Here is a 15055-nt window from a genome sequence, read left to right as displayed (position 1 = left end):
AAACCCGTCGCAGGCTGCGCAGATTTTTTCCAGCAGGCGTCCAGGGCAGTATTGCTCAGGGGATGGCGGGGCTTGATGAAATGTTTGAAAGCATCGCGACGGATTCAGGCCGGTGGCCGCGTTGAAGGATTAACGCAGGTAAACCCAAGAGGAAACACCATGTACCGTCGACTTACCATGCTGGTTGCCGCGCTGCTGATCGTCAGCCTCAGCGGTTGCGTGATCCTGCCGGAGCACCGCCATTGCTGCTGGCGCTATTACGGCGCGCTCGACACGCCCACCCACAGCGTCAACGGCTAACCCACCGCCGCAAACCCACGGCGCCCGGCCTTGAGTTCGGTGCGCAGTTCGCCGATCAGGTTTGAGATGGAACGGATGCTGTCCAAACCCTCGGGCGACACGCGGGTGAGCAGCAAATCGACGCGACCGGACACCGGCTCGAACACGCTGATGCGCAACGAGCCGTCCTCGTTCACGGTGCAATCGCATGAGAGCGGCAGGAAGCCCGAGGCCATGATGCGGTTGAATTCGACGATGGACATCATGAACAGCACCCTCCCCTGCGCCTCACCCGGTTGTGGTGATGCACCCAGCGTAGATGAGCTTTTGCAGGGTATCGAGCTATTGCTCAAAAGTGCCAACCACGCCTCATTTCGCCCCGAAACCGCCGATTCGCTGACGCCAGAAAACCCACCGCGCGACCTCTCGTCTGCTGCCCAGGCCGGCGCTTGACTCCACGCGCCGATCACCAGAGGCTCTCGGCTATTCGCCCTTTTCCCGAGCATTCCCATGAGCATCGAACCGCCGAGCCAGCCCGACAGTGACGTGTACAAAACCCTGCTGGAATCGACCAAGGCCATCCCTTGGCGCATCGACTGGCAGACCATGACCTTCAGCTATATCGGCCCGCAAATCGAGGCGCTGCTGGGCTGGACCCCGCAAAGCTGGGTCACGGTGGACGACTGGGTCGAGCGCATGCACCCGGATGACCGCGAGTACGTGGTGAATTTCTGCGTGTCGCAATCGCGCGCGGGCGTGGACCATGAGGCGGATTACCGCGCGTTGACGGTAAACGGCGACTACGTATGGATTCGCGACGTGGTGCACGTGGTGCGCAAGGACGGCGAAGTCGAGGCGCTGATCGGCTTTATGTTCGATATCAGCGAACGCAAGAAGACCGAAGAACACCTGGTGCGCCTGCAAAAGCAGCTTGAGGAATATTCCTACCAGGACGGCCTCACCGGCATCGCCAACCGGCGCATGTTCGACACCGTGCTGGAGCGCGAATGGGCCAGCGCCCAGCGCAGCCAGCTGCCGCTGTCGTTGATCATCCTCGATATCGATTTTTTCAAGCAGTACAACGACCACTACGGGCACATCAAGGGCGACGAATGCCTGCGCCAGGTGGCCCGCACGTTGTCGCAGGCGGCCAACCGGCCACGGGATTTCATTGCGCGTATCGGCGGTGAAGAGTTTGTCTGGCTGTTGCCGGAAACCGATGCAGCATCAGCCAAACAAGTGGCGCGACGCTGCCTGCATCTGGTGCGCCAGCAGCAGATCGAGCATGGCTTTTCGGCGGTGTCGAACCTGCTGACCTTGAGCCTGGGCGTGGGCACGCAAATCGTCACACCCGACAGCCCGATGCTGGGGTTTGTCGAATCCGTGGACAAGTTGCTGTACCAGGCCAAACGCAATGGGCGGATGCGCGCCGAGTTTGCCGGGGATCAAGCGTGACACCGAGGTCAAATCGCGGGCAAAAAAAATCCCAAGTAGCTGATGGAAACTTGGGATTTAAAAATGCATAAACCGTGGGAGGTGAACGCCCGGCAATAATACCCACTGTAAAAACGTGTAACAACAGTATTTTTATCCTTTCGTCGGATTAAAAGTGCTGTAAGTCCTTCAATAACCACACATTTTTAAAGGTAGAACTCCTATATGTGCCACTTTTTGGTGCAACTACCGCCTATATATCCACTGATTAAAAAGGGTTATTGATAGTTGCAATCCCACAACAGCTCGATCCTACAAAGGCCCGTTGTGTTGCTGACGCCGAAACTGCCCCGGCGCCAGCCCATGGGCCTTGCGAAAACACCGGGAAAAATACGCCTCATCGGTAAACCCGCACCGGTGCGCGATGGCACCGATCATCTGCGTGCCGTTGAGCAACAGCGTGCGCGCCAGCTGCATGCGCCGGTCGAGCACCAACTGGGAAAAGGGTTTGCCGGTTTCCTTGCGCAACAGATGGGTCAGGTAGTTAGGGGACAGGAAGGCGGCGGCGGCCGTGTCGGTGAGGTTAAGGGTCGGCTCATGCAGGTGCTCGCGGATATGCGCCTGCACCCGCGCCAACGCATCCTTGCGCCCACGCCGGGTGGCGTTGTTGGCGGCGAAGGCCTGCAGCGGTTCGGCGTAGTGCTCGCACACCAGGCCAATCAGCTGAAATAAGTAACCCTTGAGGCGCTCGCGGGCGCCAAAGGTGCGATGGGCATCGAGTTCACGCATATGCGTGAGCCAGGTTTTGACCTCCTCGAACGTCGCGTCGTCGAGGATGAAATCCAGTTGTTCCTGAAAGCGAAACGGCGACAACTCCGGCGCCTGGCCGATGGGAATGTCTTCCAGGTCCAGGGGGTCGCAGCTCAGTTGCGGCAGGAAAAACGCCTGGCTGAAGTTGATCAGCATGAACTCGCCATCCTCGGGATGGGGAATCACATGCAACCGATGGGGCAGGATAAACGCCAGGGCGTTGCGCGGAAACGGTCGTACGGCGCCACCGATATGCTGGACGGTGTCGCCGCCGAGGTTGATCTGGATCTGGAAGTATTCATGCCGATGGGGACTGGTCAGCGCCGCCCTGCCCCGCTTGTCGCGGATATAGAAGTCGGGGCGGTCGCTGCGTTGCTCCATGCCGTAGGTGGTGACGCGGGTGCCTGGCATAACGCTCTCTCGGGTGGCCTGGGCCTGAGTCGAAAGGCACCACTGTAGCCTCAACCCTGGCTGAGGGTAAAACTCAACTCGCCAATGCCGTCGATGCCGGCGCTGAGTACATCGCCCGGTTGCACCGTACCGACGCCGGCGGGGGTGCCGGTGAAGATCAGGTCGCCGGGCTTGAGCGCCACGGAGCGGGAGGCGTAGCTGATCACTTCGCTGACGTTCCAGATCAGGTCGGCCAGGTCGCCGACCTGGCGTTGTTCGCCATTGATCTTGAGCCAGATCTTGCCGCTTGCAGGGTGCCCGATGGCGCTCACCGGTTGCAGGGCAGTGGTCGGCGCCGACTGATCGAAGGCCTTGGCCCAGTCCCACGGGCGTGAGAGTTTTTTCGCCTCGGCCTGTAGGTCGCGACGGGTCAGGTCGATGCCGACGCCATAACCCCAGACGTGGGACAACGCGTCCTCAACACGGATATCCACCCCGCCCTTGCCGATGGCCACCACCAATTCCACTTCGTGGTGCAGGTCGGCAGTCAGCGGCGGGTAGGCGATCACCCCCTCGGCCGGGACCACCGCGTCCGCCGGTTTCATAAAGAAGAACGGCGGCTCGCGATCCGGGTCGTGGCCCATCTCGCGGGCGTGCTCGCTGTAGTTACGGCCCACGCAAAAGACGCGGCGCAGGGGAAAGCTCGCGGTGCTGCCCTGTACCGCCAGGGACGGCGTTGGCGCGGGAGTGAATACATAATCGGTCATGGCCTGTGCCTCTTGGTTTGCCTGGCGCCAGTATGGCGAGGGGCGCCGGGGCAAAGTTGGACAGGCTTACGCAGATTTTGCACTGGGAGGTGCTTGCACCTGCGGGGCGCGCGTCAGCAGGCGATACAGCGGCAGGCAGGCGGCCTGGATCAGCAACATGCGGATCACCTGCATCGCCGTCACCAGGGTCACCGCCAGGCCCAAGGCCTCGGCAGTCAGGCTCATTTCCGGCGCGCTGCCGGGCATCATGCCCAGGGCCAGGGACAGCCACGGCATCTCCAGCCAAGTACCGAGCGCCCAGGCCGCCAGCGCCGTGGCCATCACCGAGCCGGCCAGCAACAGCAGCACCTTCGACAGAAAACCCGGCGCGCGCCGCAGGAAACTACGGTCAAACGCGACACCCAATGCGCAGCCAATCAGCAACTGCCCAGTGCCACTCAGCCAACCGGGCATGCTCATCGACAGGTTGTTGCAACCCACACCCACTGCGCAGATCAGGAACGGCCCGAACGTCCAGGGGTTAGGCAGGTTGCACTGCTTGAAACCCAAGGCGGCCAGCCAGCCCGTTGCAAGGATAAAGACCAGCCACGGCCAGATCACCGGCAACGCCGGCTGCGCCGCCACGTGCGGCACCCCGAAGGTGACGACGGCGGGCACCGTCAGCAGGATCAACAGCAGGCGGATGCTATGGGCGGCGGCGATAAACCCGGCGTCCGCCTGGCGTTGGCGGCCGAGGTGGACCATCTCCGAAGAGTTGGCCGGCATCAAGGCGAAGAATGCGGTGCCCAGTGGCACGCCCCAGCGGTGCAGGATCAGCACCGCGCCCAGCGCCAACACCAGCGTGAGTGAGACCGCCAGCATGATCAGCCCCAGATGAGCCGCCACCTGTTGCATCACCGGCAACGTAAAGTGGCAGCCAATGGCGACCGCCACTATCACCTGCCCGGCTTGACGACCGTAGGGAATTTCCGGCACCAGGCCGCCAGCGCAGCGGGTCAGCAACACCGCAACCAAAGCACCGATCACCCACGGCAACGGCCACCCGGCCCAACTCACAAGGCTGCCGCCAAGGGCGCCGACCATCAGGGTTACAAGCCAGTACTGGCGAAGATTGAGCATCATGTTTAACCCGGCATGGAGAAGGATGGCGCAAGGTTATAGACTTGCCCTCATCACAGAAAATATCCATTTGTGAAGCACATCATCATTCTTTGTTATGTGAGCAGGCATGAACCTTAAAGCGTTGGAGTACTGCGTCGAGATCGCCCGCCAAGGCAGCTTTACCAAGGCTGCGCAGGCCCTGCACGTGGCGCAACCGGCGCTGAGCATGGCCGTCAGCCGCCTGGAGGATGAGTTGGGCGTGGCATTGTTCAACCGTGCGACACGGCAAATCAGCGTGACCGCCGAAGGCCAGCTGTTCCTGGCCCGCGCCGAAGCCTGCCTGCAGGGCCTGGCCGGTGCCCGTAGCGAGTTGCAGGACCTGACCCAATTGCACAGCGGCGAAATCCGTATTGGCGTACCGCCCATGTATGGCATCCGCCATATTCCGGAGCTGTTGATGCAGTTCCGCGCGCGCTACCCCGGTATCGCCATGCATGTGGTGGAAGGCAGCGCCGATGACATCAGCGAACGTCTGGGCACCCGGCAGATTGACGTGGCGCTGCTGGAGTCACGCCGGGTTGATGCGGGCTGGGAGTCGGTGTTGCTGGGCAGTGATGAGATGGTGTTGTGCGTGAGTGATCGGCACCCGTTGGCGGGCGAGCTTTCGATCCCGGCAGAACGGTTGAAGGACGAGGCGATGCTGGTGTTCGACAACACCTTTTTACAGCGTCACCTGCTGGACGCCTTTTGCAGCAACGCCCGCGTGAGTTTCAACGTCGCCCTGGAAAGCAACTTCGTGCCGTTGGTGATTGCCGCCACCCGCAGCGGCATGGGGGCTTCCACCCTGCTGCGCTCGGTGCAGGAGCAGGAACCGGGGCTGGTGGGCGTGTCGTTCGAACCGGCGCAGTTCATGCACTTCAACCTGTGCTGGCGCGCCAGTGAATACCTGTCCCAGGCCAACCGACGGTTTATAGAGACGGCGCGGGTGTATTTCCAGGAAGACGCCAGCTCGCCGCTGACTCGCTAAGCGATCATTTACGCGCGACTTTGTAGCGCAGGCAATCCTGGTAGAAGCTCTGGCGAATGGCCTCGGGTTTCAGGCGTGAACGGCTGTCATAGGTTTGCTCGGTGATGCCCATGGCCATCATGCGCATCCACGATTTGTTGAACTTGATGGTGTGGATCTTTTGCCGCGCGGCGTACAGCGACACCCCCGACAGCTTCAACTCCTGGGCCCTGGCGGCGGTGCCGGCGCCCCAGCTGCACATGTACTTGTCCCCGTCGCGCAGCTCCCGTGCCTGCACGGCAGCCGCGCCGCCGGCCAGGGCACAGGCGATCAGCATGATTCCAACAGTGCGCATTTGCTTCCTCACCTAACCACCTGAAATAAAAGCGATTCTGGCGAGGATTTGGTTACAGGGGGGCCATTAAATTGCCTTCTTACCAAGGTGAGTTGTCGCCGGTTCCTGTGGCGAGCGAGCTTGCCACATTGACCGCGCTACCACTGGTAGGTCGCACTCGCCTGCACGGTGCGCTGTGAGCCATACCAGCACCACGAGTAGGAATAGCACGACGCGACATACTCTTTATTCGCCAGGTTGGTGGCGTTGAGCGCCAGGCGTAGGTTGTCCTTGAGGTTCGCGATATTCGGGATGTCGTAGTGCACCGCCGCATCGAACAGGGTGTAACCCGGCACCTTCAAGGTGTTGGCGGTGTCGCCCCAGGACGAACCCACATACCGCGCGCCGGCGCCCATGCCGAAACCTTTGAGGTTGCCGTCATGGAAGGTGTAGTCCGCCCACGCCGACGCCGTGTGGCGCGGCACACCGTAAGTGGTGGTGCCTTCGGCCGGCACGGGCGCGCCTACACCGACATCGGTGATGGGCGCGTAACGCACGGTGCTGTTGGACTTGCTCACGCGGTTGTCCAGGTAAGCGTAGGCCGCGGTGATATCCAGGTTGTCGTTGAGGCTGGCCTTGCCTTCCAGCTCAAAACCACGGGATTGCTGCTCGCCGTCCTGAATGCTGCAACGGCCGCTGCCGCACAGGTGGGTTGGATCCGGATCCATGGTCGGCACGTTGGTCTGACGCAGGTCGAAGATCGCTGCGGTAATAAAGCTGTTGCTGCCCGGCGGCTGGTATTTGATACCGATTTCATACTGCTTGCCTTCGGTGGGTTTAAACACCGAACCGCCAAAACCGGTGCCCGACTGCGGGTTGAACGACTCCGAATAACTGGCATACGGCGCCAGGCCATTATCGAACAGGTACACCAGGCCTATGCGACCGGTAAACGCCTTGCTGTCCAGGGACGACTTGCTCTTGGCCCCGGTTTTGATGGTTTTGGTGGTGCTGTCGGTGCTGGCCCAGTCATATCGGCCGCCCAGCAACAGCACCCATTTGTCCCATTTCATTTGCTCTTGCAGGTAAACGCCGGTTTGCTCGCTGCGCGAGGTGGCGTCGGTAATGAACGCCGGCGTAGCCACGGGAGCCCCGTAGACCGGATCGAAAATATCCAGCGTCGGCCCCGCACCGTAACCTTGCTTGGTATCGGTGCTGGTGTTCTGGTAATCAAGCCCCATCAACAAGGTGTGCTGCAACGGGCCGGTATCGAATTTGGCCTGCACCTGGTTATCGAGGGTGTAGGCGTCCATGTCGACATCGGTGGCGATGGTCGAACGGTTGGACGTGCGGTAATCCGCCTGCAAGTTGCTGTTGTAGAGGCTGCGGTAGATGCCTTCAGCGCGCAGGTATCGGGCGTTCTGGCGCACCGTCCACACATCGTTGAAGTGATGCTCGAAGGCGTAGCCGAGGGAGTAGTACTCGCGGTCGCTTTTCTCGAAGTTCTTTTCGCCGTCATAGAAATCCACGTCGATCTTGCGCCCGGTCGGGCTGTGCAACACCGAGCCCCAGGCGGGCACCGAGCCGTAGGACGCGCCCTTGGGGTCCTTCTGGAAATGCCCGAGCAAGGTCAACGACGTGTCTTCGTCCGGGCGCCAGGTGAAGGCACTCGACAACGACTGGCGACGGGTTTCGGTGTGTTCGACCTGGCCGTCGGCATCATCGAAAAGGCCGGCGACGCGGTAGGAATAAACGCCTTGATCGTCGATCGGGCCACTCAAGTCAAAGGTGGTGCGCTTCTTGTTGAACGTGCCGTATTCAACGCCCACTTCATGAAACGGCGTGTCCAGCGGGCGCTTGGTGACCATGTTGATCACCCCGCTCGGCGTGCCCTGCCCGTACAACACCGAGGCCGGGCCGCGCAGCACTTCGACGCGCTCCAGGTCGAACGCATCCTTTTGCGGCAAGGCGTCACGGCTCGAGGGCATGCGCAAGCCGTCGAGGTAGGTGGCCGGGGCGAAGCCACGAATGGTCAACTGGTCCAGGCGCGAGGCGGTGGCGCCCCGGGTCTCCGGGACCACGGCAGCGCTGTAGCGCAGGATCTGGTTGAGGCTTTCGGCGTTCTGCGCGCGCATCTGGTCTTTGGTGACGATGGAGATCGACTGCGGCGTCTCGATCACCGCGGTGTCGGTCTTGGTGCCCGACAGGCTGCGGGTGGCCACGTAGCCGGACACGGGCCCGGTCGGGCTTTCGCTCTGGTAGGCGCCGCTGATGGTGGTGGCCTGCAACTCCATGGCGCCGCCGTTATCGGGGATGGCTTCGAGGCGGTAGCGGTCCGCCGAGAGTTTTAACGCTTGCAGGCCGCTGCCGGCGAGCAACTGGGTCAGCGCCACGTCGGTGGCGTATTGCCCGCTCAGGCCATTGCTGTGTTTGCCGCGCGTGAGGCTTGCGTCGAATGCCAGCACCAGGCCCGCCTGCTCCGCCAGGCTGTTGAGCGCCTGGCTCAGGTCGCCGGCCGGAATCTTAAAGCCGCGCAGCGTACTGCTGCTTTCGGCAGCGACGGCGGGCTGGACAGTCAACAACGGCACGGCGGCAAAAGCCATCGCCACTGACAGGGCCAGTGGGTGCAAGGGACGAGCAAGGCGCGACATGGGAAATCCTGCGTAATAGAGGTTCTATTAACCATGACGGCCACCTCGGAAAATCGGGCAAGGATACGAGGCATTTTTATTTGAGAATCTTTCCATGGCCTTGTCGCAATCAGATGCGTCGCTTTCTTTTGTAGCTTTTTGACGTGATCTTTCACGGCTTTTTCCCTTTGCAGGTCAGCCCTTTCTGATTTTTTCAACCGTTCATCCAGCCGCTTTTGGCTGCGGCAGACTCCGACGCCTTGCCCCCTTCCGAGACGTCATGGATGACCCACATCGCCTTTATCGAACATGAACTGGATGGCTTCCATCAGAGCCTGGCGGTGTATCGCCAGCAGATGAATAGCTGGTATGGCCGCGCGATGGACTCGGTCAGCCATGCAGCGGATTTGCCGTCGTTGCTGGGGATGGATCGGGTGTTGCGGGTGGGGGATTCGCTCAAGACCGTCAGCATGACCGATGCGGATGTGCTCGGCAGCGTCGCCCTGTGCCCGTTGGGCGGCGAGCTGAAGATCGAAAGCAAGTTCGAGTCGGCCTACGACGTGCCGATTGGCGACATCCCGGTGGAGGTGATCGGGCTGGATGACGGCAGCTCGACCGTTGTGATGCTGGATGAGCACGGCAAGGGTTCGCACCCCTGTGCCGCTGGCAAGCGCTATCAGGTGCGGGTGCAGGGCGGCGTCTCGGCGCAACAGGTGGATGCACTGTTTGCCTCCTACGCAGGGCTGACGTCAGACCTTGAACAATGGCTTCGGGAGCAGTGGAAAGGCTTCAGGCCACACTGGGAAGTTTCCACCGCCAGCGCCATTGGCAGCGGTGTGCTGGCCGGCAGCTGGGCAGCGATCCGTGATGTGTGGGACAGCATCAAGCTGGTGCAGGCGATTCTTGAAGACCCGTTGAAATACGCCGAACAGCTGGGCGCCGAGGCGGCCAGGTTGGCAAAAATTGCCACCGACGCCCCCAAGGTCATGGAACAGTCGATGTTGCTGGCCAGTGACGAGGCAGCGCTGTTCCTGATGATGCGCACGGCGATGCTGTGGCTCGACGCACTGCCACCCAGCGAAATCGCCAAGGCCGCCGCCGGGTTCGTGGTGTCGTTGCTGATCGACCTGGTGATCGCCGTAGTGCTGACGATTGCGCTGCCGGCGGCGGGCGTGGCCTACCTGAGCTTGCGCTTGATCAAGTACGGCAAGCAGATCATTACGCTGGCCATCGGCTTTGTTGAGAGCCTGTTCGCGATTCTGACCCGGTTTATGCAGGCGGTGGATCGCTACAAGGCGGTGGCGGTTCGCGGGGTGGTGGGCGGGCTGAAGCAAGGCACGATGCAGATGCGCTGGCGTGCGCGGCAGAACGCGGTTTTGAAGCAGAAAGAGCACGTTGATGACGTGCCCGTATCGGCGAAAAACCCGAAGGGGGATGCGGCGGCTTCTGCGGACAAGACGGCCACCCATGGCTGCCCTGTTTCGATGGTCACTGGCGAAGAATTGCTCACGCTGACTGATGGCACGCTGGATGGGGTGCTGCCGTTTGAGTGGACGCGGGTGTATCGCACCAGTGCGGTGGAGGTGGATTGTGGGTTGGGGTTTGGGTGGAGTCATGCCCTGGCGCAGCGGCTTGCTGTATCTGGTGAGTCGGTGGTGTGGACGGATCATGAGAACCGACGCACTGAGCTCCCTTTGCCTACGGTCTCTCGGCCGGCGATTACTAACAGCCTGGCTGAAGCGGCAATTTATTTGGGCGCTGCGCCCGATGAATTAGTGCTGGCGCAAGGGGCACGTTTCTACCACTTCCTCGACGGTACGCTGAGTGCCGTCAGCGATGCGTATGACAACCGGCTACGAATTTCCCGGGACTACTCCGGGCGCATTGAGCGGTTGGACAACGGTGTCGGGCGCTCGCTGTTTTTGCGCTATGTGGCTGGCCACATTGTCGCGGTGGACTACCAGATTCAGCGCGCCAAAGACCGTGAACCCTTTGAGTGGGTCACCGAGTTTTGCATTGTTTCCTACGCCTATGACGACCTTGGCCGACTGGTTTCAGCGACCAATGCCGTAGGCGAAACCGAAGTTTACCGGTACGACGATCAGCACGTGATTCTGGAGCGTGGGCTGGCCGGTGGCGCGAGTTTCTTTTGGGAATGGGAACGCGCCGGCAAAGCTGCACGCTGTGTCCGGCATTGGGCCAGCTTCTCGCAGATGGACACGCGTTACGCCTGGGACGACAACGGCCGCGTCACCGTGCACAACGCCGATGGCAGCCAGGAAGTGTATGTCCACGATGACCGCGCACGGCTGGTGCAGCGCATCGACCCGGATGGTGCCGAGCACTTTAAATCCTATGACGCCAAGGGCCGGTTAACCGTCGAGCAGGACCCGCTGGGTGCGGTGACGGCCTATCAATACGACGACGCCGGACGCTTGGTGGCGCTGTTTCCTGGGGATGACGAGCCGACTTCCTACGAGCATGACAATGGTTTCGTACGGGTTGTACGCCGTGGTGAGGCGGTCTGGAAATACGAGCGTAATGACCAGGGCGACGTCATCCGCAAGACCGATCCCGATGGCCATGTTACCGATTACACCTACGACAAATATGGGCAGCTGATTGGGGTTTGGTACCCGGATCACAGTTGCTTGCGGCGGGTGTGGAATGAGCGCGGTCAGCTCGTTGAAGAACAGCTGCCCAATGGCGGGATCAAGCGTTATCGCTATGACGACTTGGGCCGCCAGATTGCGCGCGAGGATGAGTTTGGCGCCCTGACACAGTATCAGTGGGATGCCGCTGACCGCCTGTTGAAACTCACCCAACCGGGCGGTGCCACGCGGGAATACAGCTACAACCCGTACGGAAAGATCACCGCCGAACGCGATGAATTGGGGCACGTCACCCGCTACGAATATGCCGATGGCTTGCACCTGATCAGCCGCCGCATCAACGCCGATGGCAGCCAGGTCAGGTACCGCTACGACAATGTTCGGCTGCTGCTCACCGAAATCGAAAACGAAGTCGGTGAAACCTACACACTCGATTACCACCCCAACGGGCTGATCCAGCAGGAAACCGGCTTTGACGGCCAGCGCACGGCTTACGCCTACGACCTGAATGGCAACCTGCTGGAGAAAACCGAATACGGCGACGAGGGCAGTCAGCTGGTTACCCGCTACGAGCGCGATCACGCCGGGCGGCTCGTACGAAAAACCCTTCCTGACGACAGCATTGTTGAATATGCCTACGACCGCCAAGGCAATCTCCTCAGCGTCGATGACAACCATTGGGCCCTAGCCTACGAGTACGACAGCCAAAACCGCCTCACCGCCGAGCACCAAGGCTGGGGCACCTTGCGTTATGGCTACGACGCCTGCGGCCAACTGCAACACCTGCGCCTGCCCGACAATAACCGTCTGGTGTTCAATCACGGCAAGGGTGGCCACCTGTCCACCGTCGAGTTGAACGGCGAAACACTCACCTCCCACCTGTTCAAATCCGGCCAGGAACACCAACGCCAACAAGGCCAACTCCTCAGCCACTACCACTACGACGACCAGCAACGCCTGCACGCGCACGCCATCACCCAGCAAGCAGACACCCTCTACCAACGCCAATACGACTACGACACATCCGGCAACCTCACCCGCCTGCTCGACACCCGCAAAGGCGAACACCACTACCACTACGACCCCCTCGCGCGCCTCACCCGCGCCGACCACTCCCAGGACGTCCAGGAACGCTTCGCCCACGACCCCGCCGGCAACCTGCTGATGCAAGACCGCCCCGGCCCCGACATCGTCGCCGGCAACCGCCTCACCATCCAGGGCGACCGCCACTACGACTACGACGCCTACGGCAACCTCATCCGCGAACACCGCGGCCGCGGCCACGCGCTGGTCACCGAATACCGCTACGACAGCCAACACCGCCTCATCAGCCTCACCCAACCCAACGGCCAAACCGCAAGCTACCGCTACGACCCGTTTGGTCGACGCATCAGCAAAACCGTGGATGGCATCACCACCGAATTTTTCTGGCAAGGCGACAAGCTGATTGCCGAACACCACGCCGATCGCCACCGCAGCTATCTCTACGAACCCGACAGCTTCCGCCCACTGGCCCTACTCGAAGGCTACGGCCCAAAGGAAACCAAACCCTACCACTACCAACTCGACCACCTCGGCACGCCCCAGGAACTGACAACGCCCGACGGCGAAATCGTCTGGTCCGCCCATTACCGCGCCTACGGCAAAATAGCCCGCCTCGACGTAGGAAAAATCGACAACCCGCTGCGATTCCAAGGCCAATACTTCGACCCGGAAAGCGGGCTGCACTACAACCGCCATCGCTACTACAATCCAGATATTGGCCGCTACCTGACGCCAGACCCGGTGAAGCTGGCGGGTGGGATTAACGCGTACCAGTACGTGCCTAACCCTACGGGATGGGTTGATCCGCTGGGCCTAGCATGTGCTCCGTATGACTGTCCGCAATCCGTAGCCGGCGGAACCTGGAAATTCAACCCTGATGTAGACATAGATAAGCGTAACGAAACAGGTAATGCCTACGAACAGATGCATATAGGATTGAAAGAAGCTTTCGGTAAAACAGGCGTATCCAAAGAGGAATTCAAGGTTACTAAATGGGGAAAGGACCAATATGGAAAATCTTTCCCAACAGAGTGGCGTGTTCTAAATGGACCCAATAAAGGCGCAGAGGTAAATATAGACGACCCTTTACTTGTTCCGAGCACCGACGGCCCAAGCTCGCCTCATATCGGCTACCAGACCGCGGGAAAACGTGGCACAGGCGGGGCTAAACGGGGCCATCTTTTACTGGAGCTACTCCCTGTAAGCCGCTCCAAGATAGGAGTTAATCAATGAGCTATTTAGAAACAGAAATTGATGAGGTTTTAGAAAGCTTATGTATCGAAAATAAAAAGCTCAACACAGATGCGCTAAAGGCGCTAACTGCATCCCTGTGCCAGAAATTTTGCCGCGCTGGATGCAGCCTTCTCAACCCAACTGAATTGATAGCTAAACGCACCGAACACAATCCAGGATTTTGGAAAGAGGTATCACAACGAATCCATCAAGATCGTTTGATTTTTATGGTTTTCGATACGGCCTATAGAGCTTGGGAGATCGAAAGTTCACGGCAACTTGAACGTATTTTATTTGAAACAACCGGGTATCCATTCTGGGTGACGGACACAAATTTTTCGTTTTTGATCTACATGGACGACCATGACTGCGTAACCTGGGCTTAGGTGAACAAAGCGAAAATCACCCCCACGCCACCACCAACAACCCCACCCCCAACACCAAACACAACGGCGAATAAAACCACGTATCCAACCGCGCAAACCGCGACCCACCGACCTTCTTGAAAAACCCCACCAACTCCGAATCCCCAATCGCCCGGGCAAACATCACCAGCGCAATCGCGCTGATCCCCCATTGCAACGCGCCATGGGACACCGCCGAAAAGTACAACCCCGCGCGCAGGCAGACCAGCAGTGCAATCGCCACCAGGCCCATAGCCACCAAAAAAGTCCCCAGCGCCGAGGGTTTGAACGCCGGCCGTGGGCCACGGGCGAATTCGCCGGGGAGTTGGGGGATGGCGGCGAGGCTGCCGAATTTGCCGCCGGCGGCCCAGTACAGGTGCACCATGCTGATGCAGGTAAAAACCCCGACGATCCATCGTGCGATGACAAAGCTCATGGCTGGTTCTCCCTGAAAAGGTGCGAAACAGGATAGTCGCCCTGGGATTTTTTGCAGGCATTTCGTCGGCGGCTGATGGTAAAGTGCCGCCCCATGAAAATCGCCCGTGCCGACCGCTCGCTCATTGCCTGGATGCTGTATTGCTGCGTCCTGTTCAATGTGTTCGCCTGCAGCATTGGTCATGGGCAGATGGTGGGGATGCAGCTCAATGGCATCGGCGGGCAGTTCTGTACCGTGGACCCGCGCACCCAGGCGCCCACGCCGTCCAACTCCACCGACGAGAACCTGCCCACGCTGGCAAAGGCCTTCGGTTGCCCGCTGTGTTCCACCGGCGGCATGGGCCCGGCGCTCAATTCCAGCCTGAACGTGGCGGTACTGCCGCAACCCCACGCGCCGCCGCCGGCTGTCGTCGCCGCTACTAACATCCCTGCCCGCTCTACCTGGCCCACGGCCCATCCACGCGCCCCGCCCACGCTCGCCTGATCCCTTCGCTTTCTGATCTGCACCGACCACCGTTTCCACGAGGAAGTACGGCGGCCGTGCGTTGTTTTCAAGCCAAGTTTTTCAGGATTCAA

Annotated in this window: 14 protein-coding genes; 7 read left to right on the top strand and 7 right to left on the bottom strand. The window is 60.5% G+C overall.

Translation table 11 applies throughout. The features are described 5' to 3' along the window. The first annotated feature begins 159 nt into the window (after window positions 1-159). The gene (locus tag AC0IYH_RS11985) at window positions 160-300 is read left to right on the top strand and encodes a hypothetical protein (protein ID WP_163821448.1); all 141 of its coding nucleotides are present in this window, start codon (window positions 160-162) and stop codon (window positions 298-300) included. Here AC0IYH_RS11985 and AC0IYH_RS11980 read toward each other — a convergent pair. Next, window positions 297-545, bottom strand: a complete 249-nt coding sequence (locus AC0IYH_RS11980; RefSeq protein ID WP_116630017.1) for a DUF1652 domain-containing protein — start codon at window positions 543-545, stop codon at window positions 297-299. The genes AC0IYH_RS11985 and AC0IYH_RS11980 overlap by 4 nt on opposite strands. Here AC0IYH_RS11980 and AC0IYH_RS11975 point away from each other — a divergent pair. Together AC0IYH_RS11975 and AC0IYH_RS11970 are read left to right on the top strand one after the other, a co-directional pair. Next, window positions 544-732, top strand: a complete 189-nt coding sequence (locus AC0IYH_RS11975; RefSeq protein WP_133250597.1) for a hypothetical protein — start codon at window positions 544-546, stop codon at window positions 730-732. The genes AC0IYH_RS11980 and AC0IYH_RS11975 overlap by 2 nt on opposite strands. Before the next feature lie 57 nt (window positions 733-789). After that, window positions 790-1734, top strand: coding sequence for a GGDEF domain-containing protein (locus AC0IYH_RS11970; RefSeq protein WP_471834489.1), 945 nt, complete (start codon window positions 790-792; stop codon window positions 1732-1734). Window positions 1735-2025: 291 nt separating this feature from the next. Here the strand turns inward: AC0IYH_RS11970 and AC0IYH_RS11965 are convergent, their stop codons facing one another. The 3 genes from AC0IYH_RS11965 to AC0IYH_RS11955 all read right to left on the bottom strand — a co-directional run bounded on the left by AC0IYH_RS11965 (window position 2026) and on the right by AC0IYH_RS11955 (window position 4802). Further along, window positions 2026-2934, bottom strand: coding sequence for a helix-turn-helix domain-containing protein (locus AC0IYH_RS11965; RefSeq protein ID WP_116630006.1), 909 nt, complete (start codon window positions 2932-2934; stop codon window positions 2026-2028). Window positions 2935-2984: 50 nt separating this feature from the next. After that, window positions 2985-3680, bottom strand: coding sequence for a fumarylacetoacetate hydrolase family protein (locus AC0IYH_RS11960; protein ID WP_116630007.1), 696 nt, complete (start codon window positions 3678-3680; stop codon window positions 2985-2987). Between the two features lie 66 nt (window positions 3681-3746). Further along, window positions 3747-4802, bottom strand: a complete 1056-nt coding sequence (locus tag AC0IYH_RS11955) for an AbrB family transcriptional regulator (RefSeq protein WP_471834487.1) — start codon at window positions 4800-4802, stop codon at window positions 3747-3749. A 106-nt stretch (window positions 4803-4908) separates the two neighbouring features. Here AC0IYH_RS11955 and AC0IYH_RS11950 point away from each other — a divergent pair, with 106 nt between their 5' ends. After that, on the top strand, window positions 4909-5808 hold the full coding sequence (locus AC0IYH_RS11950) for a LysR family transcriptional regulator (RefSeq protein WP_471834485.1): 900 nt from the start codon (window positions 4909-4911) through the stop codon (window positions 5806-5808). A gap of 4 nt (window positions 5809-5812) precedes the next feature. Here AC0IYH_RS11950 and AC0IYH_RS11945 read toward each other — a convergent pair whose 3' ends face one another. Next, window positions 5813-6142 (bottom strand): hypothetical protein, encoded by a 330-nt coding sequence (locus AC0IYH_RS11945; RefSeq protein WP_116630009.1) that lies wholly within the window; start codon window positions 6140-6142, stop codon window positions 5813-5815. Between the two features lie 137 nt (window positions 6143-6279). Next, window positions 6280-8772, bottom strand: a complete 2493-nt coding sequence (locus AC0IYH_RS11940) for a TonB-dependent siderophore receptor (protein WP_471834483.1) — start codon at window positions 8770-8772, stop codon at window positions 6280-6282. A 263-nt stretch (window positions 8773-9035) separates the two neighbouring features. On the opposite strand from AC0IYH_RS11940, the gene AC0IYH_RS11935 reads away from it, so the two are divergent. Together AC0IYH_RS11935 and AC0IYH_RS11930 are read left to right on the top strand one after the other, a co-directional pair. Then, on the top strand, window positions 9036-13640 hold the full coding sequence (locus AC0IYH_RS11935) for an RHS repeat-associated core domain-containing protein (RefSeq protein WP_471834482.1): 4605 nt from the start codon (window positions 9036-9038) through the stop codon (window positions 13638-13640). Then, entirely contained in the window at window positions 13637-14026 is a 390-nt protein-coding gene (locus tag AC0IYH_RS11930) for a hypothetical protein (RefSeq protein ID WP_471834480.1), read from the top strand. The genes AC0IYH_RS11935 and AC0IYH_RS11930 overlap by 4 nt, the downstream gene beginning before the upstream one ends. A gap of 16 nt (window positions 14027-14042) precedes the next feature. Here the strand turns inward: AC0IYH_RS11930 and AC0IYH_RS11925 are convergent, their stop codons facing one another. Next, window positions 14043-14480, bottom strand: coding sequence for a DUF3995 domain-containing protein (locus AC0IYH_RS11925; protein ID WP_471834478.1), 438 nt, complete (start codon window positions 14478-14480; stop codon window positions 14043-14045). Between the two features lie 93 nt (window positions 14481-14573). Here AC0IYH_RS11925 and AC0IYH_RS11920 point away from each other — a divergent pair, with 93 nt between their 5' ends. Further along, a complete protein-coding gene (locus AC0IYH_RS11920) occupies window positions 14574-14963 on the top strand; it encodes a DUF2946 domain-containing protein (RefSeq protein ID WP_471834477.1) in 390 nt (129 codons plus the stop codon). Window positions 14964-15055: the final 92 nt, after the last annotated feature.

The sequence above is a fragment of the Pseudomonas sp. AC463 genome, assembly GCF_979253585.1.
Note: the sequence above shows the minus strand (reverse complement) of the source record. Positions and strands in the feature narration are given on the sequence as shown.

What these genes read in the sequence shown, in the direction of transcription:
- AC0IYH_RS11960 (WP_116630007.1), bottom strand. Translation starts at nt 3,680, where the DNA reads ATGACCGATTATGTATTCACTCCCGCGCCAACGCCGTCCCTGGCGGTA.
- AC0IYH_RS11940 (WP_471834483.1), bottom strand. Translation starts at nt 8,772, where the DNA reads ATGTCGCGCCTTGCTCGTCCCTTGCACCCACTGGCCCTGTCAGTGGCG.
- AC0IYH_RS11970 (WP_471834489.1), top strand. Translation starts at nt 790, where the DNA reads ATGAGCATCGAACCGCCGAGCCAGCCCGACAGTGACGTGTACAAAACC.
- AC0IYH_RS11985 (WP_163821448.1), top strand. Translation starts at nt 160, where the DNA reads ATGTACCGTCGACTTACCATGCTGGTTGCCGCGCTGCTGATCGTCAGC.
- AC0IYH_RS11950 (WP_471834485.1), top strand. Translation starts at nt 4,909, where the DNA reads ATGAACCTTAAAGCGTTGGAGTACTGCGTCGAGATCGCCCGCCAAGGC.
- AC0IYH_RS11975 (WP_133250597.1), top strand. Translation starts at nt 544, where the DNA reads ATGAACAGCACCCTCCCCTGCGCCTCACCCGGTTGTGGTGATGCACCC.
- AC0IYH_RS11965 (WP_116630006.1), bottom strand. Translation starts at nt 2,934, where the DNA reads ATGCCAGGCACCCGCGTCACCACCTACGGCATGGAGCAACGCAGCGAC.
- AC0IYH_RS11955 (WP_471834487.1), bottom strand. Translation starts at nt 4,802, where the DNA reads ATGATGCTCAATCTTCGCCAGTACTGGCTTGTAACCCTGATGGTCGGC.
- AC0IYH_RS11945 (WP_116630009.1), bottom strand. Translation starts at nt 6,142, where the DNA reads ATGCGCACTGTTGGAATCATGCTGATCGCCTGTGCCCTGGCCGGCGGC.
- AC0IYH_RS11935 (WP_471834482.1), top strand. Translation starts at nt 9,036, where the DNA reads ATGACCCACATCGCCTTTATCGAACATGAACTGGATGGCTTCCATCAG.
- AC0IYH_RS11920 (WP_471834477.1), top strand. Translation starts at nt 14,574, where the DNA reads ATGAAAATCGCCCGTGCCGACCGCTCGCTCATTGCCTGGATGCTGTAT.
- AC0IYH_RS11980 (WP_116630017.1), bottom strand. Translation starts at nt 545, where the DNA reads ATGATGTCCATCGTCGAATTCAACCGCATCATGGCCTCGGGCTTCCTG.
- AC0IYH_RS11925 (WP_471834478.1), bottom strand. Translation starts at nt 14,480, where the DNA reads ATGAGCTTTGTCATCGCACGATGGATCGTCGGGGTTTTTACCTGCATC.
- AC0IYH_RS11930 (WP_471834480.1), top strand. Translation starts at nt 13,637, where the DNA reads ATGAGCTATTTAGAAACAGAAATTGATGAGGTTTTAGAAAGCTTATGT.